Below are 22,571 nucleotides of genomic sequence, written 5' to 3'. Positions count from 1 at the left end.
TGGGTAATCAAATTGCCGAATTGGCAACCCATCAAAATTAATGATGACTGAAAAAACTAGGGACACTCAGGTAAAAGCCTAGTGGCGGAATTTGTATGTTTAATTTTCATTGATTTAATATATCCGACCAATCACCGTCAACCTAAAGCGTGCAGAATTTACGCGCACAGAAAGCAAGTCTGCTTGGTTTTGAAATCCTGGTCTTGCATATAACCGAGACTCAGAGCTACCTGATACCAGATATGAGCTACTCCCTGAATAACAAAAAATACAGGAGAAAATCATGGCTAATTCATCCTTCAATCTTGCTGACCTCAATGGCACTAATGGCTTCGTCATTAACAGCATTGCAACGGCTGACAGATCAGGCTCCTCTGTCAGCGATGCGGGAGATATTAATGGCGACGGCTTAGACGACCTGATTATCGGGGCACCCGGTGCCGACCCCAACGGCTCTGAATCTGGGCAAAGCTACGTGGTATTTGGCAGCAGCACAGGCTTTAGCTCTAGCCTCAACCTCTCAGACCTCAACGGTGCTAATGGCTTCGCTATCAATGGCATTGCGGCGAATGACTTTTCAGGCAATGTCAGCAGCGCTGGAGATGTTAACGGCGATGGCATCGATGACCTAATCATCGGAGCATCTGGTGCTGACCCCAACGGCTCCCAATCTGGACAGAGTTACGTGGTATTTGGCAAGAACACAGGCTTTAGCTCCAGCCTCAACCTCTCCACCCTCAACGGTACTAACGGCTTCGCCATCAATGGCATCGCAGCAAATAATATATCGGGTAGCTCTATCAGCGGTGCTGGAGATATCAACAACGATGGCTTCGATGACCTGATTATCGGCGCACCTTATGCTAATAACTTTTCCGGGCAGAGCTATGTAGTGTTTGGCAAAAGCACAGGCTTTAGCCCCAGCCTCAATCTCTCCAGCCTCAACGGTACTAACGGCTTTGCTATCAACGGCATCGAAATGGGTGACATATCAGGTGGCTCTGTCAGCGATGCCGGAGATATCAACGGCGACGGTATCGACGACGTGATTATCGGGGCATCCAATGCCTCACCTAACGGCTTCTCTTCTGGGCAGAGCTACGTGGTGTTCGGCAACAGCACAGGCTTTAGCCCCAGCCTCAATCTCTCTACCCTCAACGGTGCTAACGGCTTCACTATCAACGGCATCAAGGAAGGTGACTTCTCAGGCTCCCCTGTCAGTAGTGCTGGAGATGTCAATGGCGATGGCATCGACGACCTAATTATCGGGGCAATAAGTTTCAGTTCCGAGAACGGTACCGTCTTCGCTTCTGGGCAGAGCTACGTGGTGTTTGGCAACAGCACAGGGTTTAGCCCCAGCCTTAACCTCTCGGAACTCAACGGCTCTAACGGTTTCACTATCAACGGCATTAGAACGGATTCCACAGGGTTCTCTGTCCGAGGTGCTGGAGATGTCAACGGCGACGGCTTCGACGACCTGATTATTCTCAGATCGGAGCAGAACTTTGTGGTATTTGGCAAAAGTACAGGCTTTAGTTCTAGCCTCAACCTCTCGGATCTCAACGGCTCTAACGGCTTTACCATCAACGGCTTCACTTTGAACAACTCAGCCATCTCTGTCAGTGGTGCCGGAGATGTCAATGGCGACGGCTTCGACGACCTGCTTATCGGCTCCCAATCTGGGCAAACCTATGTGCTGTTTGGCGGGACGAATATCGGCAACTCTAACCTCACAGGAACTGCTGGTGCAGATACTCTCTTAGGCACATCTGGCAACAATATCATCGACGGCAAAGGTGGTAACGATACTCTTACTGGCAACGGCGGTCAAGATAAATTCGTAATTCGCCGAGGCGATCGCAATGATACCATTACAGATTTTGGTGGCGTTGGTAAAGGCTCAAATCCTTCATCAGCAGTGATTGGCAATGTTGACACCTTGCAATTTACAGGGAGTGGTTTAACTGCCCGAAATCTGCAACTAACTCAAAATGGCAGCAATTTGGAAGTCACCTTTGAAAATGTGGCTAATACCAAAGTTACTCTGCAAAACTTTCAGTTAGAAAACCTCGATAACTTGCCAGCTTCAGGAACAAGACTTGCCATTGGTAATATTTTATTTGATGGGCAAAATAACATTGCCGACAGCTTTGATGTCTTTGATGCAAATTCCACTCAAACTAGCCTGTACAACAAGAACACGGTAACTTTCCTCAATGAACTCAACAATAACATCACGGGTTTTGACAACTCTGCTGATGTGGTCAATGGTCAAGGAGGTAACGACAAAATCGACGGCAAGAGTGGCAACGATATATTGCGGGGTGGTGCTGGTAATGACACTCTCATTGGTGGTGCAGGTAATGATACCCTTGTAGGTGGTGCGGGTACTGACAAATTTTTGTACAACACCAATGCTCCCTTTGCCAGTGCTGCTGTTGGTGAAGATACGATCGCTGACTTCAAACACTTCCAAGGCGATAAAATTATTCTGGATAAGACTACTTTTAGTGCGATCGCTTCGACCCCTGGAATAGGTTTTAGTAATGTCAGTGATTTTCAAGTGACCAATTTAGGCAAAGCCAGCACAGCGAAAATTGTCTATGACGCTGTGAGTGGGCAGTTGTTCTACAATCCAAATGGTAGTGAGGCTGGTTTTGGTAGTGGTGGTCTATTTGCCACTCTTAGCGGTGCCCCCGCTCTCACAGCTACAGACTTCATTATTCAAGCGTAGTTGGTTAATATAGTAGTTCTTTATCGGGTATTCGTGAGGGCGTGCAGCTAGCTGTGCGCCCATACTATTGTTGCTATAATCCTTACCAATCAATTGTTTTAGTATCATCCCAGACTTCTAATTCCAAATCATGGAGATAAGTTAGTCCGCTCTGAATTTGTGCATCTGTTCCTTGTAATTCAAGGTCAAACCAACCATCCCCGACAGCATTGGCTCCCAGAATGGCTGCTGTGATATTCACAGTCAGATTGTAGTCAGACACTAGGCGAGAAATCACAGGTTCTTGGTGATAGTCCTTGGGAATTCTGAGTCGAATCCGTTTATTGGTAGGTGTGTTACTAGACATAATTAGTTAATAGCCGTAGAGGGGAGTGGGGGCAGAGGGGTGGAGGGAAACAAGGATGAATAAAAGGGAAAAGGTTAAAGGGGAAAGGGATGAACAGGTCGCGCCACTTGTGGGCGAGGTTTTTACCTTCCTCATAAAATTTGGATTATTTCGCGCCACTTGCGGGCGAGGTTTTACCTTTCCCCCTTCCCCTTTCCCCCTTCCCCTTCTTATAACCAATGCCCAAAACCTAACTATTCAACATCTTTGATGCTGGTTTTCCGTTCTAAAATCTCTTTTAGCACCAAAGTTACTACTGCTAGCAATGCTAACAATACAGCCGCAGAGAAGGCAGCTTCGGTTTCATACTGTTTGTAAGCATCTTCTACAAACAGTGGTAAGCTCTGGGTTTGGTCAGCAATATTGCCAGATACCACCGAAACTGCCCCGAATTCACCCATTGCTCTGGCATTGGTCAAAATTAAACCGTAGAGTAAGCCCCAACGGATGCTAGGTAAGGTGACACGCCAAAATATCTGCCAATCTTTCGCACCGAGAGTTCTAGCAGCTTCTTCTTGATCCTTACCAAATTCCTCTAAAACGGGAATCACTTCCCGCGCCACAAAGGGCATACTCACGAAGGCTGTAGCCAGCACCATACCTGGAAAGGCAAAGATTATTTTGATATCATGTGCCTGGAGCCAAGGGCCAAACCACCCATTGCGTCCGTAAAGTAGCACAATCATCAATCCTGCAACTACGGGCGAGATGGAAAAGGGCAGGTCAATAATGCTCAAAACTATGGCTCGTCCAGGAAATTTATGACGAGCGATCGCCCAAGCTGCACATAGCCCAAATACTGTATTTAAAGGCAGAGAAATTACAGCCAGCAAAAGTGTCAGCCAAGCTGCATGGAGAAAAGCTGGTCGTGTCAGGTTGGATAGAAATGGCCCAACTCCCTTACTGAAGGCTTGAACAAAAACGTTGATTGCAGGGATGTATTGAACTAAAGCTAAATAAGCGATCGCTATACCAATTAAAACTATTGGCACCCAACTCTTCTGCTCTTTAGGCTTGGCTGTATGTGTATCAGATGCAGATGAGTGAAAACTTGGCTTATCTACTGTCATATCGTCTTGCCCATGCTTGTAAGAAATTAATTGCTAATAGCAATACCAACGAAATTGATAGTAAAACTATGCCAATTACTGTTGCACCAGAATAGTCATACTGCTCTAACCGTTGGAAAATCAATACAGGTGCGATCAAATCTTGATAGGGCGTATTAGAAGAGATAATTACAGTTGACCCATATTCGCCAACCGCACGGGAGAAACCCAAGGCAACACCAGTTAAAATCGTCGGAAATAAAGGTGGCAAAATTACTTTCCAAAAGGTCTGCCATTGAGAAGCGCCTAGACACCAAGAAGCTTCTTCAATTTCATGTTCCATTTCCTGAAGTACGGGTTGCACAGTTCTCACAATAAAGGGTAGTGAGATAAATATCATTGCCACCGCTACTCCTGTGCGAGTAAAAGCTACCTTAATTCCCAGTGGTGCTAGTAGCGAACCTATCCAGCCATTATCACTGTAAACAGTTGCTAGGGTTAGCCCCGCTACTGAAGTTGGCAGTGCAAAAGGTAAATCTACTGTGGCATCAATCAAGCGTTTGAAGGGAAAGTCGTAGCGCACCAGAACCCAAGCAATTAGAGTACCAAATACGCCATTGAGTAAGGCAGCAAATATTGCCGTGACAAAAGTTACATTATAGGTAGCTAATGCGATATCACTGGTTGCGATCGCCCAAAATCTCGCCGGAGGTTCCGTACTCGCTTTCAGGAACATGGCAATTATGGGGATAAACAACATCACTGTCAGGTATGCTATTGTGATTCGCCAAGTCCAGGGAACCCGCCGCAATTTCTTCCAGAATGGTGTTTTGCGCTCAACTTCCAAAGAAGAAGATACAGTCGTCATAGTCAAGAATTCAAAATTTAAATTTCACAAGAATTTTTTTGCCAGTATTCGTAATTGCTAATTCGTAATTCAAAGACATTCCAACAAATTTTAATTTTCGATAAAATAATTTTGTAAGGTTATCACTACGAATTACGAATTACGAATTACTTAATTACCGTTTATTTTTGGGCTTGAATCTTATCAAACACGCCCCCATCGGCGAAAAATTTCTTATCGATTGCACTCCAACCGCCGAAGTCTGCAACTGTACCCAAAGTTTTCACCTTGGGAAATTTGTCTGTGACTTCTTTAGTTTGAGCTAAAGTCTCATCCACAGGACGGAATCCTAATTTGACAAACTCTTGCTGTGCTTCTGGAGTATAGAGGTATTTCACAAAACCTTCAGCAACTTCGCGGGTTCCATGCTTATCGACATTCTTATCTACCACTGCGATCGGATTGTCGATGGATATGTTTACATCGGGAATGACATAATCAACCTTCTCGCCCTTTTGCTGTGCCAAAATGACTTCGTTTTCGTAGTTGATTAAGACATCTCCCTGCCCTTGCTTGGCAAATGTATCAGTAGCTTCCCGTGCATCTTTAGGCAAGATTGGCACATTTTTGTAAACTTTAGTCACAAATTCAGTGGCTTTAGCCTCATCGCCACCTGTTTTAATCACAGAATCCCATAGTGCTAAGAAATTCCACTTAGCAACACCTGAAGTTTTGGGGTTAGCAGTAATTAGTTTTACACCGTCTTTAGCTAAATCTTGCCAGTTTTTGATGCCTTTAGGATTGCCGGAACGAGTTACTAATGCTGCAACTGATTTGGAGACAATACCGTTGTTGGGAACTTCTTTCTCCCATCCTGGCTGAATCAATCCAGCCTTCTCAATCTTTGAAGTGTCTCCAGCTAGTGCCAAGTGGACGACATCTGCTTCCAAGCCATCGATAACAGCGCGAGTTTGAGAACCAGAGCCGCCATAGCTTTGCTTGAAGACGACAGTTTGATTATGATCTTTCTTCCACTGTTCTACAAATTTAGGAATAATTGCTTCGTGAGCCGCTTTGGTGACAGCAAAGGAAACCAGAGTTAGTTCAACACTATCTTTGTTTGCAGCCACAGGAGTAGCGCTAGCATTAGGGGTTTCAGAAGAAGAAGTATTCCCAGTTCCTCCACCAGAGCAGGCAGCAAGCGCCACACTCAATACAGTCCCTACCAAAAAGAGTGATACAAAACCTTTAAGCGAATTTAGTCTGAACCGATATGTTCCATGTTCAGCAATTGCTTGTAATCTTTTCAGTGGGTGTTGCCACAAACTCATTCCATTTCCTCCGCTAAATCTACAGATAACTGATGGGAATACAGTTATATAGTGTTTATCATACCGGATGATTACATCTAACTAGTTGCAAACACCAATAAACCTCACATTCTTCATCAAGAATATGGTGATTCTACCAATTATGTAAGGAATTACAATACTTTTATTTTCAAGTATCAAGCAATTTGCTAGGGAATTGAGAATTAGACATTAGTTATTTTTTCTCCCTCATTTGAAATAGTAGTCGGATATTTTACATATCTTCACTACGAGTTTCCCCAGGAAAAATCAAAATTTTTAGTATAAAGGAAGTACAGAATAAATTTCCTAAGATTTCTAAGCTTTACAACGTTCAGAGTTTGGGAGGCTGGGATACTGTTCAGAAGAAGTTTTTCGATGACGGCGCAATATTCGACAAAATCCAAAGTGGACAACGCTAACATGGCCTTTTTGAACTGAATTAGAGAGGCGTGACATTGCCCTTTAGCGGCAAAAACTTGGATTAAAAAAGCGATCGCTCTTTCCCAACAAAGACAAAAGTGCGATCGCTATTTATATTTATGTCTTGGCAGACATCCCGCCCACCTAAAATCTAAATATCTATCTCGCTCAACTCGCGTGTGATGTGATCAAATGGTTCATCCACAAAAGCAGTATTAACCACACCTGCTGCTGCTACTTGCTCCTTAATCAGATCCTTGAGAATCTGGATACCGCGAACCGTAGGTCCAATAGGCACGCCTAGAGAATTGTAAGTTTCCCGTAGCCCTTGTAGCACTCGTTCATCCAATACATTTGTGTTCCCAGCAACTAGTGCATAGGTAGCGTAGCGCAAATAGTAATCAAGGTCGCGCAGACAAGCTGCATAACGACGAGTTGTATAGGAATTTCCACCGGGGCGAATCAATTCTGGCAGTTCTTCATATAACTTCAAACCCGCCTGCTTGACAAGTGCAGCCGCATTAGAATTTATCGCCGCCGCCGCTTGGACTCGGACTGTACCACTGTCAAAGTAAGACTTTAGGCTATCGATCGCATTCCGGTCAAAATACCGACCAGCTAAGTCATAATTCTTAATTAAACTTGTTACCGCATCGCGCATTCTTTTTTCTCCCAATCCTTGCTATTTATGGTTTGATATTTATTTGGCTGCACTTACGCACCAGTAAATTTTTGTGCTATTTAAAATAGATTCGGCACAAAAACAATCTATCCACTATTTAAGGATTCTATGCCAAAGTTGACCCCTATATGATGAACTTTCCAGTTTTGTACAGATGAGCGCTGAAAGGTTAATATAACCTGATAATCCAGATATCTGTAACATAAACTACAAAATCAGCTAATGTCTACTATTTAAGATATTTCTGGTGTGTCACGGTCTGATTGAGATCAGCAGGGTTAGGATGCAATGTAAGATTCTGGTTGACTTTAGGAAATTGGTAGAGAAGGAGTAACAATGACTACACCACAAGAACTCTTGAAGAGAATTCAAGATGAAAAAATTCAACTGATTGATCTCAAATTCATCGACACAGTAGGGACTTGGCAGCACCTCACACTGTACCAAAACCAAATCGATGAGACTGCGTTCACTGATGGCGTAGCTTTTGACGGTTCCAGCATTCGGGGTTGGAAAGCGATCAACGAATCGGACATGACGATGGTACTCGACCCCAACACTGCTTGGATCGACCCATTCATGGAAGTGCCAACACTAAGTATAATTTGTAGTATTAAAGACCCCCGCACGGGTCAACCATACAACCGTTGCCCACGGGTTATTGCCCAAAAAGCAATAGATTACCTGGTTGCCAGTGGCATTGGTGATACAGCCTTCTTTGGCCCTGAAGCTGAGTTCTTTATCTTTGATAGTGCTAGGTTTGCCCAAACTGCTAACGAAGGCTATTACTTCTTAGACTCCGAAGAAGGTGCTTGGAATTCCGGTAAAGCCGGTACAGATGAAAAACCCAACTTGGGTTACAAACCACGCTTCAAAGAAGGTTACTTCCCAGTCGCACCGACGGATTCTTTCCAAGATATCCGTACAGAGATGCTGTTGACAATGGCAGAATTAGGTGTGCCCATTGAAAAACATCACCACGAAGTTGCTACTGGTGGTCAGTGCGAACTAGGTTTCAAGTTTGGGAAGTTGATCGAAGCGGCTGACTGGTTGATGATTTACAAATATGTCATCAAGAACGTTGCTAAAAAATATGGCAAAACCGTCACCTTCATGCCAAAACCGATTTTTGGCGATAACGGTTCGGGAATGCACTGTCACCAGTCCATCTGGAGAGACGGCCAACCTCTGTTTGCAGGTGATAAGTATGCTGGTTTGAGTGATATGGCGTTGTACTACATTGGTGGTCTTCTCAAACACGCACCAGCGCTGTTAGCAATTACTAACCCCAGTACCAACTCATACAAGCGCCTAGTACCTGGTTATGAAGCTCCTGTAAACTTGGCTTATTCTGAAGGGAACCGTTCTGCTTCTATCCGTATTCCTCTATCTGGTAAAAACCCCAAAGCCAAGCGTTTAGAATTCCGTTGTCCAGATGCTACATCTAACCCCTACTTGGCATTTGCTGCAATGCTTTGTGCTGGTATCGACGGCATCAAGAACAAAATACATCCTGGTGAACCCTTAGATAAGAATATCTATGAACTCTCTCCAGAAGAGCTTGCAAAGGTTCCCTCAACTCCAAGTTCTTTAGAACTGGCATTGCAAGCACTAGAAAACGATCACGCTTTCTTGACAGAATCAGGCGTATTCACGGAAGACTTTATCGAAAATTGGATTGACTACAAGCTTAACGAAGCCAAGCAGTTACAGCTACGTCCTCATCCCTATGAGTTTTACCTCTACTACGATGCTTAATTAATTAAATTAAGAATCGTATCTAACTAAAATTAATAAGTTTAGCCACCCTAGAGTACAGGGTGGCTTTTTTTCCAGAGTTGCCAGTTGAGATATTCACTCAAAAAATCTAGCTTCAAACTCTTGAAACTTAACTCATGGAAGCGTGGCTGGGTCCATAAATCATCCGACTACTAGCATCTACCTTCCCTTGAATTGGGTTCCAGTAGTGAGAGACTTCTTCAGGAAGACCAAGTTCTTGTGCGGCCCGCATCAGCATTGATTGTTGGCGATTCTTGACTTGCTGATGTTCACGCACCATCAACGCACGAGATTTATCTGCGATAGACATAACCATAGTCCTCTTTATTTGGTGAATATATAATTTTTGTTTTCTTACAAGACTAATATAACAAAAAATCTGTAACATAAGCTACTTTTTACATAAATTTATATTTTGCTTTGCTGACAATATTAGCCATTTGTCCCCAAAGCTGGAAAAATCTTCCTTAATCTATCTATGATGGCTAAAATCATCTGGCTTCAAGTTTGTCTTGCCTGGGAGCTTTTACTTTTCCAACAGGAGGTAATTTTTTCGTTACAATTATTTACATAAAAGTAATCAAAACTTAAGCTATTTTTATGCCTGAGAGTTTAACTAAGCTGACTTATCAGACCTTTCAGCAGGGTAAAAATTACTTTGGTCTGGCTCACAAGATATTAAGTTCACAGTTGAGGAACCTGGTGTATCCGACACTTCAACAAAAGACCAAACCCATCCCAAATGAGCTTTTAGTCAAGCTTCAACAGAGATTGAACCAGCTGCTCGAAACAGACTGGCAAGATGCCCAAAAAGGTGTCTACCCGGAAAGTTTATTGTTTGATAACCCCTGGCAAGACTTTTTTTCCTACTATCCTCTAGTGTGGCTAGATTCTCCTCAAATCTGGGAGCGGGTTAAACAACAAAATTATCAAGATTTTTCGCCCGAAATTGACACAGATGGTTATCCCAGCTACTACGTGCAGAACTTCCATCACCAAAGCAATGGCTATTTAAGTGACTTGTCAGCCAATTTATATGACTTACAAGTAGAAATTCTTTTTGGTGGGGCAGCTGATGCGATGCGGCGGCGAATTCTCGCTCCTCTCAAGCAAGGGCTGAAAGCTTTTGATTCGTTTACACCAAAGCAAGTCCGTATTTTGGATGTAGCTTGTGGAACTGGGCGGACTTTAAAGTTAATTCGGGCAGCCTTGCCTCAAGCATCTCTGTTTGGCACAGATTTGTCACCAGCTTATTTGCGGAAAGCAAATGAACTACTATCGCAAATCCCAGGAGAACTACCGCAACTTTTGCAAGGCAATGCCGAAGAGTTACCTTATGTAGATGATTATTTTCATGCTGTAACTTCTGTTTTTCTCTTCCATGAGTTACCAGCATCTGTACGTCAGACAGTTATTGAGCAATGCTTCCGGGTAACAAAACCAGGCGGAGTCTTTATTATCTGTGACTCCATTCAGTTGAGTGATTCACCTGAGTTGGAATATATGATGGACTCTTTTCCTGAAACTTTCCATGAACCCTATTACAAGCATTACACCACTGATAACTTGGTAGAGCGTTTACAGAGAGTAGGCTTTGAGAATATTGAGATACAAGACCATTTTATGAGCAAGTATTTCATTGCTCATAAGCCAGCTTGAAACAATACCTTTTCATTGCCTTTTCTTTAAGGAAACTTTACCTAAAAAGGACAGATGCAAAATTTTGCATCTGTCATTGGGTGTAGAATAATTAAGATGAGTGAGATTATCTAGCAAATTCTTCTTAATATTTATTTCGTTGAACACCATCTACGAGGAGAACGAACCAGGGTGCAAGAGTAGCTCATAAATAGTAATATTTGTTGCCAAGTGCAATCAATCTATACTACTTGTGCGAATCCATGTCCTAGATAAGCTCAAATGGAACGAAAGGGATTTTATGCTTAGGTAAAGGACGCTAAACACGCGTCGAAGTGAAGATCCATTAGTTGCTCATATAGAAGCCAGCTACTCAATGTATGAGAAGAAAAGATATTGGGGAATAAAGTGAATGAAGTTGCCTTAAGACTATTTCCTTAGCAAGCAAAATGTTTGAATTAGACGTGCTTTAGATTAACTGATAGTCTAAATAACATCTATTTCTAGAGCCGTTAAGGATTGAGATGCAGAGCTTCCCACCGAATATAAGCAACAGTTATGTAGCTTTTGGGAGTTGTTAATGCTGCTGATCAAGACACTTAATTTTATTTGCGTTTTGATCGCCAGGATTAAAAGACCAACTAATGATATACAAAGCTTGCAGTTGAAATACTAAGCGATCGCTGAAGATTTTCGCGTGTCAACTGTATATATCTCTGTCAAAAAAGCTGTGTCAAATATGTTGGCATAACATCGTGTTTTCTGGAACTTTGGTTCTTTTGGAAGAACAGGCATTATCCTACGGTGGTTAAACCACAACATAGGTATTTCCGAATTTTTGTGTCACTTCCCTACGCCCACTACCGCGATGACGTGGCGCATCATCTGGATTTTGTTCAGATGCTGCCGAGAGCCACTGTTCCGAAGTAGGCGTGGAAAGTAGCCCCGTTGATAAGTGATTGACCATTGCTTGGCAGTTAGAAGCTAAGGGGCCGAACACCAGACTCGATACTAAAAGTGAAATGGCAGCACGCATAGCAAATGTCTATTTTGGAACTCTCCACTTCACTGATACTTAGCTTTTTGATTAATATCCGGACAATTAATCAAAAAGTATTCTGTTTTACTGAAAATAAACTCTTCTTATCCTCCGATTAAATGTTCGACTAATAACCAGTTACCAGAGTGGTTGTAACGACCCCACAATGTAACTAATTGTTCGTGGGGGTAAGTGCGTAATTGCTCGTCGATATGCGATCGCAAAGTCACAAGCTGCCAATTTTGCCCTTGATATGCGGCTGGCGCTGTGACAGCAAATCTGTATTCCTGCTGTTCCAAGCGGAAGAAAATGCCTTTGAAACAGTTACTTTCCCGAATTAATGCCTTTTCAAAAGCAGAGTCAGGGTACTCATTCTCCGATGGGCAAGGGCAATAACCACTAACTGGATAGGCTTGTGGGTTATTTAAGTAATACAGTTGCCAGTCCAGCCAATCCGAACGATTGGGTGGAAGATTAAATAAAGGAATAATTGCTGTTTTTGAACGATTATCCTCTAATAAAGCTGTTTGCAGTGATCTAACAGGTAAATGCCTCGGCTGACAGTTTAACTCAACACACATCGCCGCCGCCATACCTGCTGCTTGACCGATGCCCATAACCACAGGTTGTAATCTGGTAGCGCCATTGGCAATGTGAGAGACAGAAATGTTCTTTTCACAAACTAAGAAACCATCTGTTGTGGCTGGAATTAGGGAACTGTAGGGAATTGTAAAGGGTGTTCCAGTCCAACGCCCGCCCCAACGGATAGATTTTGGTTGCAGTGGGAATTGAACACCAGGATAATGATGGTCATTGGCGTAGTTACCAACTGCGATTGCATCATTAAATATAGATGCAACTCTTCCGCCGGCGATCGGCAAAATATCCTGTTCTCGGACAGTACTTAGTCCCAATAAGCGGCGGCTTTCCCGATAATAGGGATGCAGTGCAAAAGCTGTAGGGGCGTGAGGAAATACTTTTTCTGCTAAACCATAGCGACGACCAAGCTGATTTTGGATAAAATGGGCAAAATTTTGGCTATGCCAGCGAGATTCTTGGATGAATTCACCTCTGGACACATCTGACTCTATCAGCCGCCCTACTCCTTGGCCGTAGTCATTGCCACAGATTGGCCAATTAATCATGAATCGATTACCAGGCAAACGTCCATAATTCAAAAATGTCTCTGCTCCATAGCCATTCCAAGCATCTGTAAACTGTGATGGATTATAGTTAGGGGCAGCCGGAATTTCTGGTGCAATTGCATCACCAAAGTCTTGCATAATCACTACATAAGTAGGCGCTTGCACAGGATATTTCTGGGTCAAAGAGTTAAAACCCACTGGAGCGCTTGGTTCTCCCCACTCAGATTGCAATTCCCAACCCCAACGGTAAGGTATCTCAGCTAAAGCTAATAAATCTCCTAATTCTGTACCATCGAGAATAATTTTGGCTGTGACAGCAAAATCAGCAAAGCGCACACCAGTAATAGAATCACCTTGGCGGAACACCTCTATTGGCACTTGTCCAGAAATCCAGTGCAGATTTGGCAATTCCTGCACCCAGTCTGCAAAAATCTCTGCCCCAATTTGAGGATCGTAACTAAAAAAGCTTACCCAGCTGTTATCTAATCCTCCGGGCTGCCGTTGCCGCAATTCCTGCAAAAACGCACCCCATAAACCCGTTTGAAAGGCTTCTAATTCGTTGCCATCGGGTACAGACACCCCAGCCGAAGTTAGCATTCCCCCCAACCAAGAAAATTCACTCACCAGAATCGTTTTAGCTCCCCATCGCGCCGCTTGGATAGCAGCCGCAGTGCCTCCGGTTCCTCCACCGACAACTAAGACATCAACTGTGTATGTCTGATTAACCATTGCTTAACCTCACTGGAGTTACGTTATATTCCCCCAGATAGCTTGGCATCAAACAGATAAATTATTTTATTTTTTAGTTACCTCAGTAGATAGAGCAATCCTATTTATATTTACATAGTTTGATTTTTTACACTGCGATACTTGGAGAAGTTTCTCATGTCAGGAAAAACAAACTTTTTATCTATATACCACTTTTGTAAAAGTGAGATTATTTAAATTTTTGTACTCAGCTAGTAGAAACCTTGTAGCAAATTTGTTCCTTTTAATTTATACATAAATCAGAAAATACAATATCAAATCCTTGAATAGCAAGACTTATAAAGAATTGTCTTCTAACTGGATCTGCATAGTATTTAGTATTACATAATAACCAGAGATTGAATTTTTAGATAGACTCATGAGGACTTATTTTAAATGGATATAAATAAATACAACTTGTATATACAGCTAAAGATAGAGGTTATGACTATAGATTGGTATTTAAAATTAAAATAAATAGATTTTATAGATTAATAGCACTAAGTAACATCAAAATATTATGTTTACTAATTGTCTAAAAAATAATGATAAATTAAGTGGAAATCAAGGTAGAAATGTCTCAAATATTGAAATAGCACTTTTTATAGATCAAATTAAAAGTAATATCTGGATATTTGGTATTCCATCTTGGCTTTTTGGAATAACCGATAGAAGTATAGCTGCATTTGCTGATGGTTATTTATCTTATATAGAAATATTTCAGCTATTTACAGCTTCTTTCTTTTTTGTGAGTTGGCTATATCTCAAGCCTAACGAAAGCTTTAACAGTAATGATTTAGGTGCCAGCCAATATCAAGAATATCTCGCTCGTACTCAAGCTAATAAGCTTCAAGTAAAAAAGCTCCACATGATTAGCCAGGAGTATATTTTACCGTTTCCTTATCTTTGCCAAATTTATCATCTATTGAACTTAAAGCATTTAGAAACAGTTCATAATTTTAGCCTTAATAACCTGAAAATTTTCCAAATTAGCCAATTTCAGCCCACTAACACTGGTGGAATAATCAAATTCCAAACAATATTAGACTCGCCAGCTAATCCTTTGAGAATTTGGCGGCAACCGATTGTGGAGGTAGATTTAATATTACATACTCCATATACCGTTGAATTGAGTATTCCAGTTTACAATAACAAAAGGATAATTGTTTTATTTAATGCTTTTCCGTTAAATGACTCAGAACATCAGTTTTTTATAGATATATATAGTGACCTAGAGTGGCCAAAGCCATTATTACAAATAATATTGCATTTTGCTTCCTGTTTGACACTATTTGAAGATTTGCCGTATCTAAGAGCTTTAGCGGATAAAAATATAGGGCGTTTATTCCACTTAAGCAGGGCTTCAAATCACGAGACTGCATTGCTATTTAAAAGATTCGTTGAACTATATGCTTCGAGTGGAGAAGCAACTAAATTACTTAAGGGGAGGGAAGAGAATTAGGAGTTAGAGACGCGATTAATCGCGTCTGTACAGGAGTTAGTAATTCATAACTCCTCACTTTGTTGAGTTAGGCGCGTGCTAGTAAAGGGGCAGCAGCTAGTAGTGTTTTGGTATAAGGGTGCTGAGGATTGGCAAAAATAGTTTTTGTCAGACCAAGTTCGACAATTTTGCCACCATTCATCACGGCAATACGATCGCACAAAAATCTAGCTAACCAGAGATCGTGAGTGATGAACAGATAAGTTAACTCAAATTCTTCCTTTAATTGCAACATCAAATCTAGCACTTGCGACTGCACGCTAGCGTCTAACATACTCACAGGTTCATCGCAAATCAAAAGTTTAGGGTGAGTAATCAAAGCACGAGCGATCGCAACTCTTTGCTGTTGCCCTCCAGATAAATCTGATGGATAACGCTCATAATATACTTCTGGGGGTGTTAACCCAACTTTCTCTAGCATCCACAAAACCTGTTCTTTTGCCTTAACAGGATCGGCTAAATTGTGGATAAATAAAGGATCGGCGATACTTTGTCCCACAGTCATCGCTGGATTGAGACAAGCATGGGGATCTTGAAAAACCATTTGGATTTGTCGCCGTGAGGAGCGAATTTCTTGAGGCGACAGTGTAGTTAAATCTTGTCCTAAAAATTTAACTTTGCCACTGGTGGGACGAATTAGTTGCAGGATTGTTCGTGATAGTGTGCTTTTACCGCAACCTGATTCACCGACTAAGCCGAGAATTTCTCCTGGATAAATATCTAGATTGATACCATCTACTGCTTTTATTGTCTGTGCTTGTGTGTTAAACAGTCGTTCGATAAAGTTAGGTTCTATGGTGTAGTATTGCTTGAGTTCTGTAATACTCAAAATTGGAGATTGCTTATTAATAATCGGTAATTGCTTTTCTGAGTCGTTGGCAATTATCAATTCTCCATCATCATTTACTGCTTGAATGTGTAAAGCTGCTTTTAAAAGCGATCGCGTGTATTCATGTTGAGGTTGTCTAAAGACGGTTTCTGTAGAACCCATTTCGACCATTTTGCCCTGGTACATCACACCAATGCGATCGCAATACTCAGCCACCATTGCTAAATCGTGAGAAATCAGCAACAATCCCATGTTTTCTTCACCACACAGGCGAGTTAATTCTTGCAATATCTGCGCGGAGACGGTGACATCTAAACTGGTGGTGGGTTCATCAGCAACAATTAACTTGGGGTTGAGGAGTAAAGCTAAAGCGATCGCAACCCGTTGGCGCATTCCACCGCTAAATTCGTGGGGATACTGATTCCAGCGACTAGCAGGGATATTCACCTTCGCCAAAGTAGCAAGTGCTTTTTCTTTGGCTTCCCACGTTGATAATTCTGGTGAGTGCGCCTGAAGAGTTTCGATACAATGCTTACCAATCGTCATCAACGGATCGAGGCGTGTCATAGGATCTTGAAAAATTAAGGCGATCGCCTCTCCTCGAAATTTCCGCAACTGGTTAGGCATCAAGTCAAGCACCGACTGTCCTTGAAATGTCACCTTTCCCTCAACACAACTAGAGGCTGGTAGTAAACGCATTACTGCCCGCCCGATAGTTGACTTACCACAACCTGACTCTCCTACCAATCCCATTCTTTCACCTGGTTGCAAGGTGAAAGATACATCATCAACCGCCCAGCTTGCCTCTTCTCCACTCCGTTGTGGATAGGCAACTCGCAGATTTTCGATACAGAATAAGGCTTCACTCATATTTAGTTATCAGCCCTGGGCTACCAGCTTTTATAATTTCAAATTTAAGATAGTCTATCAGATTATTATTAAACCTCCGTTGTGCGAATATCTTTATTCTCTTAGCTTACTGATTTATACCGCTTGTCTCAACTTTTATCAGTTAATGTTAGGAGACAAGCAAGTATTTTTACTATTAAGCTAATTAATGTTCATGATCTTGATGATGATCGTTTGTGCCTTGCTCAGTTTCTAGTAGCCGTGAAATCAGTACGTCTGGTTTTCTACTAATAACAGACCTAACTTTATCAATAGCAACTACTTCACTTATTTTTACAACCATTTCCCAGAGAGTATCCTCTTCTGTATCTTTGTTGTAAGTTCTATGTTTAAACCACAACAAATCATCCCAAACTCCAATAATTGTGGCGAAATACCACTTCTCTCGTACTAATATCCAAATTTCTTGTTCTAAGTAAGTCTGTAGAAGAGATTTCACAATGACTAAGATAAAGAGAAAGATTGTGCTACATATTAAGTAAGTATTAACAGGTAAGACAACAGTTAAAATACTGATATATTTTAGTGTAAATTAAATTTATATATTTAACGATTAGCAAGCATAAAACCTATAATAACTATGTTTCAGGCAATATCTCAGTTGATATTGTCTAAATTTGACTAACAATACTTGTATAAAATATAATTTTATGATTTAGTATTAGCTGTTACAGACAAGAAGTATATAATACAGCACTATCACTGAGATATATCGAGACTATTGCTCAAGTAGTATTATTCCCAAGAGTGCGACCCAATCTAACATAACTGTTTCCTATTTAGAACCTTGGATGATATAGAACTCATATTTGATTTTTGAAAAAACTCCGTACAACTCAAAAAGCCTTCTTTCCTATTGCCTCTTACCTACCCACGCAAGTAAGTATAGCTACATCACGCTGCGCGAATAAAAATGAAAGTATATTCCTATATCAGCTAGTTCCAGATATTTAATAAGGTAGTTTAACTGATTAATTCACCCATTTGCGGGAGGTAATTAACAAGCCAATAAGTGTAGCTTGATTATAGTAAGACCAACAGAAGATGGTTTGAAGCAGCAGTTACACAACAGATGTATCAATCATGTTAAACCTAATATTAACCAGATGTATAAAAAGCCAACTCTTGCTGATTTCAGCAGCTTTTTTGCTGGCTGTGCAAACTTCTGCCAATGCTGAACAACCCCTTCCTAGTTTGACTCCTGCACAAGCTCAAAGTTTATCCCGTGACTTAGTTCCATATAATTCTCAAGACTTTTTTAGACAAGGAAAAGATTCGATTGAGAGAGAAATTCAAATTCTTAGGCAAAGGCAACTGCGCTCAATTAAACCTGTTCTAAAGATTGAGTCAGTACAGCAGATTAAAAGACCACCTACGCAGCAAAAACCCTAATATAGCAGTCAGCTTTGATTTGTATTTGCACGGCGTGGATAGGCAAGAGGCAATAGGCAACAGAAAAAAAGCTTCTTTGAGTTCTACCTAGCTTCTTAAAAATCAAATCTGAGTTCTGTATGTTATCTAAGTCGGAAGTATTGTGATTTTATGATACTGATACCTTAGATAGCCTTGAGCTATAGCACATAAATCGCACTTTCAGGCATCACAATAACTAGGCTCTGCTTTCCATAAACAGAGTTTTTGTGTTTCAAATAACCTTTGTAACAAAAAGGTACAATTTTAATCGTCTAGTAAACTCATCAATGCTTGAACTTCAACGTCTTGCGGCTCTGATAATTGACACTGCAACTTTAATAACTGACTCTGTAGTGCTTCTACTACATGGATCATATTAGATTCTTGGGCAATTCTTAACTGATTTTCTTTAATTTGGATTTGTTGAAGCAAGTCGTTTTCAACGTGAATTGAGTTGTAATGTTGAGCAATCATAGGTTTACATTTTTTATCAATAGCTAGAGGGGGATTGAAGAAGAATTCAGAAGTCAAGGCGGAGACGTTTAGCCCATTCTGGCTCCTGACTTATGACTCTTATTTCGACTAAATTTATAACCAATGCATTATTCCACACTTTTATCATTTTTTAAAGTTCTGGTAAATTAATTTTCATTACTCATAGTGTTTATGGGTATGGCAGGCTTAATACACCATGTCCATTTTTTTAGGGGCTTTTACAAAAATGTAAATCATGATATAAGATTGGTTGACTTAAGGTTAATTTTAGATGAAACACATAATATTTACGCATGAGTCACAGAAAAGCTAGGCACAGAGAACACCGATAAATAAGAGTTTGAGATATTTTTTGCGTAGGTTATCACAGATAAACTTATCTGTTACTTCATCGAGTCTTGTAGAGAATTTTCAACGATTGTTTTGTGAATGGCATGAACTTAAAACTTATAAAGAGAACAATTTTTACCATTGTAAAAATTATATCTACAGTTCTTATATCCAGCGCAATTGGATTAGAATCATGGCATATTTATGCATTAATAACTAATAGTAATATTCCCAGCAGCCTTAATCCAATTTTTTGGATTGAGCGTTTTGCCATGACGTGCCATTTTATCGAAGGTATTATAGCAGCTTTTTATGCACCTTCAAGAAAAAAAATGCCAATACAATATGCCACTTATACTTTTTTTGTAGGCACCATCGGGTTGTTAGAACTGTTTGATCGAGATGATGCTTCTACATCTTCTACATTCTGAAGGTGTGAGGTTTTTGGATTAGGTAGGTTGGTAGGTGCGATGTCTACGACGGGCTACGCCTACGCACTAGATGTAAGATTATTAAATTCCTGCTACTGACTTTTGCTCAGTAGTGGGGATTTGCCAATACAGGTACACAGGTAGCTGGTGAACCTGACGGACAGAAGAAGGTATAGTTTGTATAGTGAGTGAGATTTTTGCTGCAATTTTAGTTTGATACTAAGGAATTAAAAAATGTCTGCTGATACTCAGATAGTTGCTTATCTTGAAGAAAGTGAATTTGATGTTGTTTTAAATGGAAGTGAAGAGAAAGTTGTTGTTGTTGATTTTACTGCTACTTGGTGTGGCCCCTGTCGGCTGGTCAGTCCTTTGATGGAGCAACTTGCTGAAGAATACAAAGGCCGCGCCAAAGTTGTTAAGGTAGACGTTGATAGAAATAAGCCGATTTTCAAAAAATTCGGTCTTCGCAGTATTCCAGCAGTTTTAATTTTCAAAGATGGCATTTTAGCAGAAACCATTGTGGGAGTTTCTCCTTACGAGCAGTTTAGCGAAGCTGTTCAGAAGCTTCTTGAGGTTGTTTAAACTTAATTCGTAATTAAAAAGGCTTTTTACCGGATACCTAATAAAGGCATTAACGTTTCAAGTGGTGTTTAAATTTCCCGAAGTTTTGAGTATCGGACTTATCACCACTTGAAACATAATTATGAATTGTACATTTTTAAAGCTTCCCTTTTCGCCTATAATGTGATTGCAGTAAACCACTAGAATATTGTTTTGAGTTAATCAGTTCCAATTTTTCTTCAGGGGTAGGCGGTGGGAAAAGCTGTATACCGCTACCTAAGATAGTTGGAATAGTTGAAATAATATATTCATCAATCAAGCTGTGCTGAAGAAATGAATTGATTAATGCTCCGCCACCAACTAGCCAGATATTTTCAAAACCTTGAGCCTCTATATTTGCCAAGGCGTTCTTGACTGTATCAGAAACAAACACAACGTCCTCGCGGTCAGATTGGAGATGGCGTTTGGTGAAAACAAATGATTTCTTCCCCGGATAAGGCCATTCATCAAAACCCAGTCCTACTTCATAAGTATTGCTGCCCAAAACAATAGCATCAATGGATTTGTAGAAAGCACCATAACCGTAGTCTTCTCCCTCTATATCAAGGATTGATAGCCAATCAATTCCGCCATCGCTGCGAGCAATATAACCATCCAAACTAGCTGCAATATAGAGTGTAACTTTCGTCATTTGACTCTCCAAAATTTCACTGCTAATTAAAGTCTTAATCGCAAATTGGTAAATTTCTGATTGTATCACAAAAAACTTTTGCAAGAGTTCTAAAGCACGAGCAACTTATACTTTGATAAAGATGGACTGGAAGGAATGCAAGTCCTGCCTTATTTCCTTTGCCTTATTTTTGGTCTACAGTTTGAATTGTCAGCATTTGAGGGGGCGTAGCATCTGGTGGGTAGAGAAAATCTACTTTTACCATTCGCAGCTGACCTGGAGATATTTTTAATTGAGCAAGCGGTTCTCCCATCTGTCCCCGTTGTTGAACTAAATGCCAATATTGGGTTTTGGGTAAGCCATTATCGTCATTGTAGCGAATACGAACTGTGCCACGAAAAAAGACGGATGGTTGGGGTGGTGAAAAAAAGCGAAGCCCAGGTTTACTTAAGTCGTCTTCTTTAATAGGTGTTTGAAAAAGCACATTTACAGTTTGTGGTTTGGCGGTATTGTTGATTAATGGTAGCGAAATGTTATATTCAATACCGTAATTACCGTGGGCTTCGTAAGCAGTACCAGGATAACGCACCGCGAGTTTGGCAGTTTGGTTTTGTCCAGTACCCATTTTGCCTGCTAAAAGGGTACTTAAACCGTATGAAAAAGCTTGTCCTGAAGCGGGAATTGTCAGGTATGAACTATTGGAGTCGGTAACTTGTGCTTGCCAACGAGAGCCGACAGCTACCGCCGCTACCCGACCGTAAATTTCTGCTGTCGCTGTAAGATTATTTGGAGGACTAGGAGCAGGTTCACGCGGCCACGCAAAATCACCATTTTCTAACAAGTTTTCCCATTCTTTTAAAGTGGGCGCTCGTTCAGTAGCATCTGGATTGGGTTTGGCAAACATGGCTAGGTTCGACATATAAACTGGACTATCACTGTACAAACGCAACAAAGTAGAACGTCCATTTAATGGCGGTTTTAAAGGACGCACTGGAATTGGATGATTCATTAACATCCGGCTTTGTTTTGGTGGAATTACTAACTGCGCTGGCCATCCTGACTGCCGTTTTCCTCGTAGCACATCATTCATGACGCGATCGCCAGGCCCAGCATAAATTTTTCCCGAATTATTTGACTGTATAGGGGGAAGTTTGAGAAAAGGTGCATCAGGTTGACTAACATAACTGGCTGCTTGCAATATGTTTATAGTTGCAGGGCGATCGCTTGGATTGTAAACAATCACCCCCAAATAAAGAGTCCGCAAATCATTTGGAGTCTCAATGGCTCGAGCAATATGATGAGAAAACAAATCAAAGCGTCCCTTCCATAGAAAGTTCAGGTGTGCGCTTGGCACTTTTTTGCCTTGAGGAGGAAATGTAGACAGCAGAATACCTTCACTCTGAACTACTTCTGGGTTATTACTGTTAAATACTGGTATTGCATCAAGATGGCCAGGTAAAGGTCTTGTTTGTTGGGGAATGAAGATTTCCTGGGGTTCAGATACTGGAGAAGGTGCTGCTTGAGCCAAAAGCAAATAGGAAATAAAATTAAGCATTTATTCGAAAAGCAATTTATCGGTGAAGTTAAGAATACAGCATACTGTTAGTAATTATGT

At 41.1% G+C, this 22,571-nt stretch carries 21 protein-coding genes and 1 pseudogene; 8 read left to right on the top strand and 14 right to left on the bottom strand.

Annotation, left to right across the window (positions count from 1 at the left end):
- Positions 1–283 precede the first annotated feature (283 nt).
- Positions 284–2,734 (top strand): beta strand repeat-containing protein, encoded by a 2,451-nt coding sequence (locus tag IQ274_RS00750; protein ID WP_193867060.1) that lies wholly within the window; start codon positions 284–286, stop codon positions 2,732–2,734.
- A gap of 82 nt (positions 2,735–2,816) precedes the next feature.
- Here the strand turns inward: IQ274_RS00750 and IQ274_RS00745 are convergent, their stop codons facing one another.
- The 4 genes from IQ274_RS00745 to IQ274_RS00730 form a co-directional block, all read right to left on the bottom strand.
- Positions 2,817–3,083, bottom strand: coding sequence for an NIL domain-containing protein (locus tag IQ274_RS00745; protein WP_163929773.1), 267 nt, complete (start codon positions 3,081–3,083; stop codon positions 2,817–2,819).
- 230 nt (positions 3,084–3,313) lie between these two features.
- The gene (gene cysW / locus IQ274_RS00740; RefSeq protein WP_163937183.1) at positions 3,314–4,189 is read right to left on the bottom strand and encodes a sulfate ABC transporter permease subunit CysW; all 876 of its coding nucleotides are present in this window, start codon (positions 4,187–4,189) and stop codon (positions 3,314–3,316) included.
- Positions 4,176–5,036, bottom strand: a complete 861-nt coding sequence (gene cysT, locus IQ274_RS00735; protein WP_163937186.1) for a sulfate ABC transporter permease subunit CysT — start codon at positions 5,034–5,036, stop codon at positions 4,176–4,178. Before cysT ends, cysW begins: the two co-directional genes overlap by 14 nt.
- A gap of 161 nt (positions 5,037–5,197) precedes the next feature.
- Positions 5,198–6,346: a sulfate ABC transporter substrate-binding protein gene (locus tag IQ274_RS00730; RefSeq protein WP_163937189.1), complete on the bottom strand. Its 1,149-nt coding sequence runs from the start codon at positions 6,344–6,346 to the stop codon at positions 5,198–5,200.
- Between the two features lie 305 nt (positions 6,347–6,651).
- On the opposite strand from IQ274_RS00730, the pseudogene IQ274_RS36220 reads away from it, so the two are divergent.
- Positions 6,652–6,786: pseudogene (locus IQ274_RS36220) on the top strand (sulfate ABC transporter substrate-binding protein); the annotation flags it as partial.
- Positions 6,787–6,938: 152 nt separating this feature from the next.
- On the opposite strand, the gene apcB reads toward IQ274_RS36220, so the two are convergent.
- Positions 6,939–7,448: an allophycocyanin subunit beta gene (gene apcB, locus IQ274_RS00725; RefSeq protein ID WP_069071277.1), complete on the bottom strand. Its 510-nt coding sequence runs from the start codon at positions 7,446–7,448 to the stop codon at positions 6,939–6,941.
- Between the two features lie 357 nt (positions 7,449–7,805).
- Between apcB and glnA the strand changes: the two genes are divergently transcribed.
- Complete coding sequence (glnA, locus tag IQ274_RS00720) at positions 7,806–9,227, top strand: type I glutamate--ammonia ligase (protein ID WP_163937192.1); 1,422 nt, start codon at positions 7,806–7,808, stop codon at positions 9,225–9,227.
- 130 nt (positions 9,228–9,357) lie between these two features.
- Here the strand turns inward: glnA and IQ274_RS00715 are convergent, their stop codons facing one another.
- Positions 9,358–9,558 (bottom strand): hypothetical protein, encoded by a 201-nt coding sequence (locus IQ274_RS00715; RefSeq protein ID WP_012411649.1) that lies wholly within the window; start codon positions 9,556–9,558, stop codon positions 9,358–9,360.
- A 290-nt stretch (positions 9,559–9,848) separates the two neighbouring features.
- Between IQ274_RS00715 and IQ274_RS00710 the strand changes: the two genes are divergently transcribed.
- Positions 9,849–10,907, top strand: a complete 1,059-nt coding sequence (locus tag IQ274_RS00710; RefSeq protein ID WP_163937195.1) for a class I SAM-dependent methyltransferase — start codon at positions 9,849–9,851, stop codon at positions 10,905–10,907.
- Positions 10,908–11,558: 651 nt separating this feature from the next.
- Here IQ274_RS00710 and IQ274_RS37185 read toward each other — a convergent pair.
- From IQ274_RS37185 to IQ274_RS00700, 3 genes are all read right to left on the bottom strand, one after another.
- Complete coding sequence (locus IQ274_RS37185) at positions 11,559–11,681, bottom strand: hypothetical protein (protein WP_265578502.1); 123 nt, start codon at positions 11,679–11,681, stop codon at positions 11,559–11,561.
- 13 nt (positions 11,682–11,694) lie between these two features.
- Entirely contained in the window at positions 11,695–11,922 is a 228-nt protein-coding gene (patX, locus tag IQ274_RS00705) for a heterocyst-inhibiting protein PatX (protein WP_041565664.1), read from the bottom strand.
- A gap of 107 nt (positions 11,923–12,029) precedes the next feature.
- Positions 12,030–13,799, bottom strand: a complete 1,770-nt coding sequence (locus tag IQ274_RS00700; protein WP_163937198.1) for an FAD-dependent oxidoreductase — start codon at positions 13,797–13,799, stop codon at positions 12,030–12,032.
- A gap of 538 nt (positions 13,800–14,337) precedes the next feature.
- Between IQ274_RS00700 and IQ274_RS00695 the strand changes: the two genes are divergently transcribed.
- Positions 14,338–15,279: a hypothetical protein gene (locus tag IQ274_RS00695; protein WP_193867059.1), complete on the top strand. Its 942-nt coding sequence runs from the start codon at positions 14,338–14,340 to the stop codon at positions 15,277–15,279.
- A gap of 67 nt (positions 15,280–15,346) precedes the next feature.
- Here IQ274_RS00695 and IQ274_RS00690 read toward each other — a convergent pair whose 3' ends face one another.
- Both IQ274_RS00690 and IQ274_RS00685 read right to left on the bottom strand, forming a co-directional pair.
- Positions 15,347–17,017 carry a dipeptide ABC transporter ATP-binding protein gene (locus IQ274_RS00690; RefSeq protein WP_193867058.1) on the bottom strand — a complete coding sequence of 557 codons (1,671 nt, stop codon included), beginning with the start codon at positions 17,015–17,017 and terminating at the stop codon, positions 15,347–15,349.
- Between the two features lie 184 nt (positions 17,018–17,201).
- Positions 17,202–17,495 (bottom strand): hypothetical protein, encoded by a 294-nt coding sequence (locus tag IQ274_RS00685; RefSeq protein ID WP_114080534.1) that lies wholly within the window; start codon positions 17,493–17,495, stop codon positions 17,202–17,204.
- A 644-nt stretch (positions 17,496–18,139) separates the two neighbouring features.
- Between IQ274_RS00685 and IQ274_RS00680 the strand changes: the two genes are divergently transcribed.
- A complete protein-coding gene (locus IQ274_RS00680; RefSeq protein WP_114080570.1) occupies positions 18,140–18,448 on the top strand; it encodes a hypothetical protein in 309 nt (102 codons plus the stop codon).
- A 285-nt stretch (positions 18,449–18,733) separates the two neighbouring features.
- Here IQ274_RS00680 and IQ274_RS00675 read toward each other — a convergent pair whose 3' ends face one another.
- Entirely contained in the window at positions 18,734–18,943 is a 210-nt protein-coding gene (locus tag IQ274_RS00675) for a hypothetical protein (protein ID WP_114080571.1), read from the bottom strand.
- A gap of 455 nt (positions 18,944–19,398) precedes the next feature.
- On the opposite strand from IQ274_RS00675, the gene IQ274_RS00670 reads away from it, so the two are divergent.
- Both IQ274_RS00670 and trxA read left to right on the top strand, forming a co-directional pair.
- A complete protein-coding gene (locus IQ274_RS00670) occupies positions 19,399–19,725 on the top strand; it encodes a hypothetical protein (RefSeq protein ID WP_163929655.1) in 327 nt (108 codons plus the stop codon).
- Positions 19,726–19,959: 234 nt separating this feature from the next.
- Positions 19,960–20,307: a thioredoxin gene (trxA, locus tag IQ274_RS00665; RefSeq protein WP_012411639.1), complete on the top strand. Its 348-nt coding sequence runs from the start codon at positions 19,960–19,962 to the stop codon at positions 20,305–20,307.
- Positions 20,308–20,443: 136 nt separating this feature from the next.
- Here trxA and IQ274_RS00660 read toward each other — a convergent pair whose 3' ends face one another.
- Together IQ274_RS00660 and IQ274_RS00655 are read right to left on the bottom strand one after the other, a co-directional pair.
- Positions 20,444–20,977, bottom strand: coding sequence for a dihydrofolate reductase family protein (locus IQ274_RS00660; protein WP_163929654.1), 534 nt, complete (start codon positions 20,975–20,977; stop codon positions 20,444–20,446).
- 163 nt (positions 20,978–21,140) lie between these two features.
- On the bottom strand, positions 21,141–22,511 hold the full coding sequence (locus IQ274_RS00655; protein WP_193867057.1) for a DUF3370 domain-containing protein: 1,371 nt from the start codon (positions 22,509–22,511) through the stop codon (positions 21,141–21,143).
- Positions 22,512–22,571 lie beyond the last annotated feature (60 nt).

The sequence above is a fragment of the Nostoc sp. LEGE 12447 genome (genome assembly GCF_015206985.1).
In the GTDB taxonomy this organism is placed as follows: domain Bacteria; phylum Cyanobacteriota; class Cyanobacteriia; order Cyanobacteriales; family Nostocaceae; genus Nostoc.
Note: the sequence above shows the minus strand (reverse complement) of the source record. Positions and strands in the feature narration are given on the sequence as shown.

Coding starts and splice junctions, on each gene's coding strand:
- IQ274_RS00750 (WP_193867060.1), top strand. CDS start 284: ATGGCTAATTCATCCTTCAATCTTGCTGACCTCAATGGCACTAATGGC.
- cysW (WP_163937183.1), bottom strand. CDS start 4,189: ATGACAGTAGATAAGCCAAGTTTTCACTCATCTGCATCTGATACACAT.
- cysT (WP_163937186.1), bottom strand. CDS start 5,036: ATGACGACTGTATCTTCTTCTTTGGAAGTTGAGCGCAAAACACCATTC.
- IQ274_RS00730 (WP_163937189.1), bottom strand. CDS start 6,346: ATGAGTTTGTGGCAACACCCACTGAAAAGATTACAAGCAATTGCTGAA.
- apcB (WP_069071277.1), bottom strand. CDS start 7,448: ATGCGCGATGCGGTAACAAGTTTAATTAAGAATTATGACTTAGCTGGT.
- glnA (WP_163937192.1), top strand. CDS start 7,806: ATGACTACACCACAAGAACTCTTGAAGAGAATTCAAGATGAAAAAATT.
- IQ274_RS00715 (WP_012411649.1), bottom strand. CDS start 9,558: ATGTCTATCGCAGATAAATCTCGTGCGTTGATGGTGCGTGAACATCAG.
- IQ274_RS00710 (WP_163937195.1), top strand. CDS start 9,849: ATGCCTGAGAGTTTAACTAAGCTGACTTATCAGACCTTTCAGCAGGGT.
- IQ274_RS37185 (WP_265578502.1), bottom strand. CDS start 11,681: ATGCCTGTTCTTCCAAAAGAACCAAAGTTCCAGAAAACACGATGTTAT.
- patX (WP_041565664.1), bottom strand. CDS start 11,922: ATGCGTGCTGCCATTTCACTTTTAGTATCGAGTCTGGTGTTCGGCCCC.
- IQ274_RS00700 (WP_163937198.1), bottom strand. CDS start 13,799: ATGGTTAATCAGACATACACAGTTGATGTCTTAGTTGTCGGTGGAGGA.
- IQ274_RS00695 (WP_193867059.1), top strand. CDS start 14,338: ATGTTTACTAATTGTCTAAAAAATAATGATAAATTAAGTGGAAATCAA.
- IQ274_RS00690 (WP_193867058.1), bottom strand. CDS start 17,017: ATGAGTGAAGCCTTATTCTGTATCGAAAATCTGCGAGTTGCCTATCCA.
- IQ274_RS00680 (WP_114080570.1), top strand. CDS start 18,140: ATGTTAAACCTAATATTAACCAGATGTATAAAAAGCCAACTCTTGCTG.
- IQ274_RS00675 (WP_114080571.1), bottom strand. CDS start 18,943: ATGATTGCTCAACATTACAACTCAATTCACGTTGAAAACGACTTGCTT.
- IQ274_RS00670 (WP_163929655.1), top strand. CDS start 19,399: ATGAACTTAAAACTTATAAAGAGAACAATTTTTACCATTGTAAAAATT.
- trxA (WP_012411639.1), top strand. CDS start 19,960: ATGTCTGCTGATACTCAGATAGTTGCTTATCTTGAAGAAAGTGAATTT.
- IQ274_RS00660 (WP_163929654.1), bottom strand. CDS start 20,977: ATGACGAAAGTTACACTCTATATTGCAGCTAGTTTGGATGGTTATATT.
- IQ274_RS00655 (WP_193867057.1), bottom strand. CDS start 22,511: ATGCTTAATTTTATTTCCTATTTGCTTTTGGCTCAAGCAGCACCTTCT.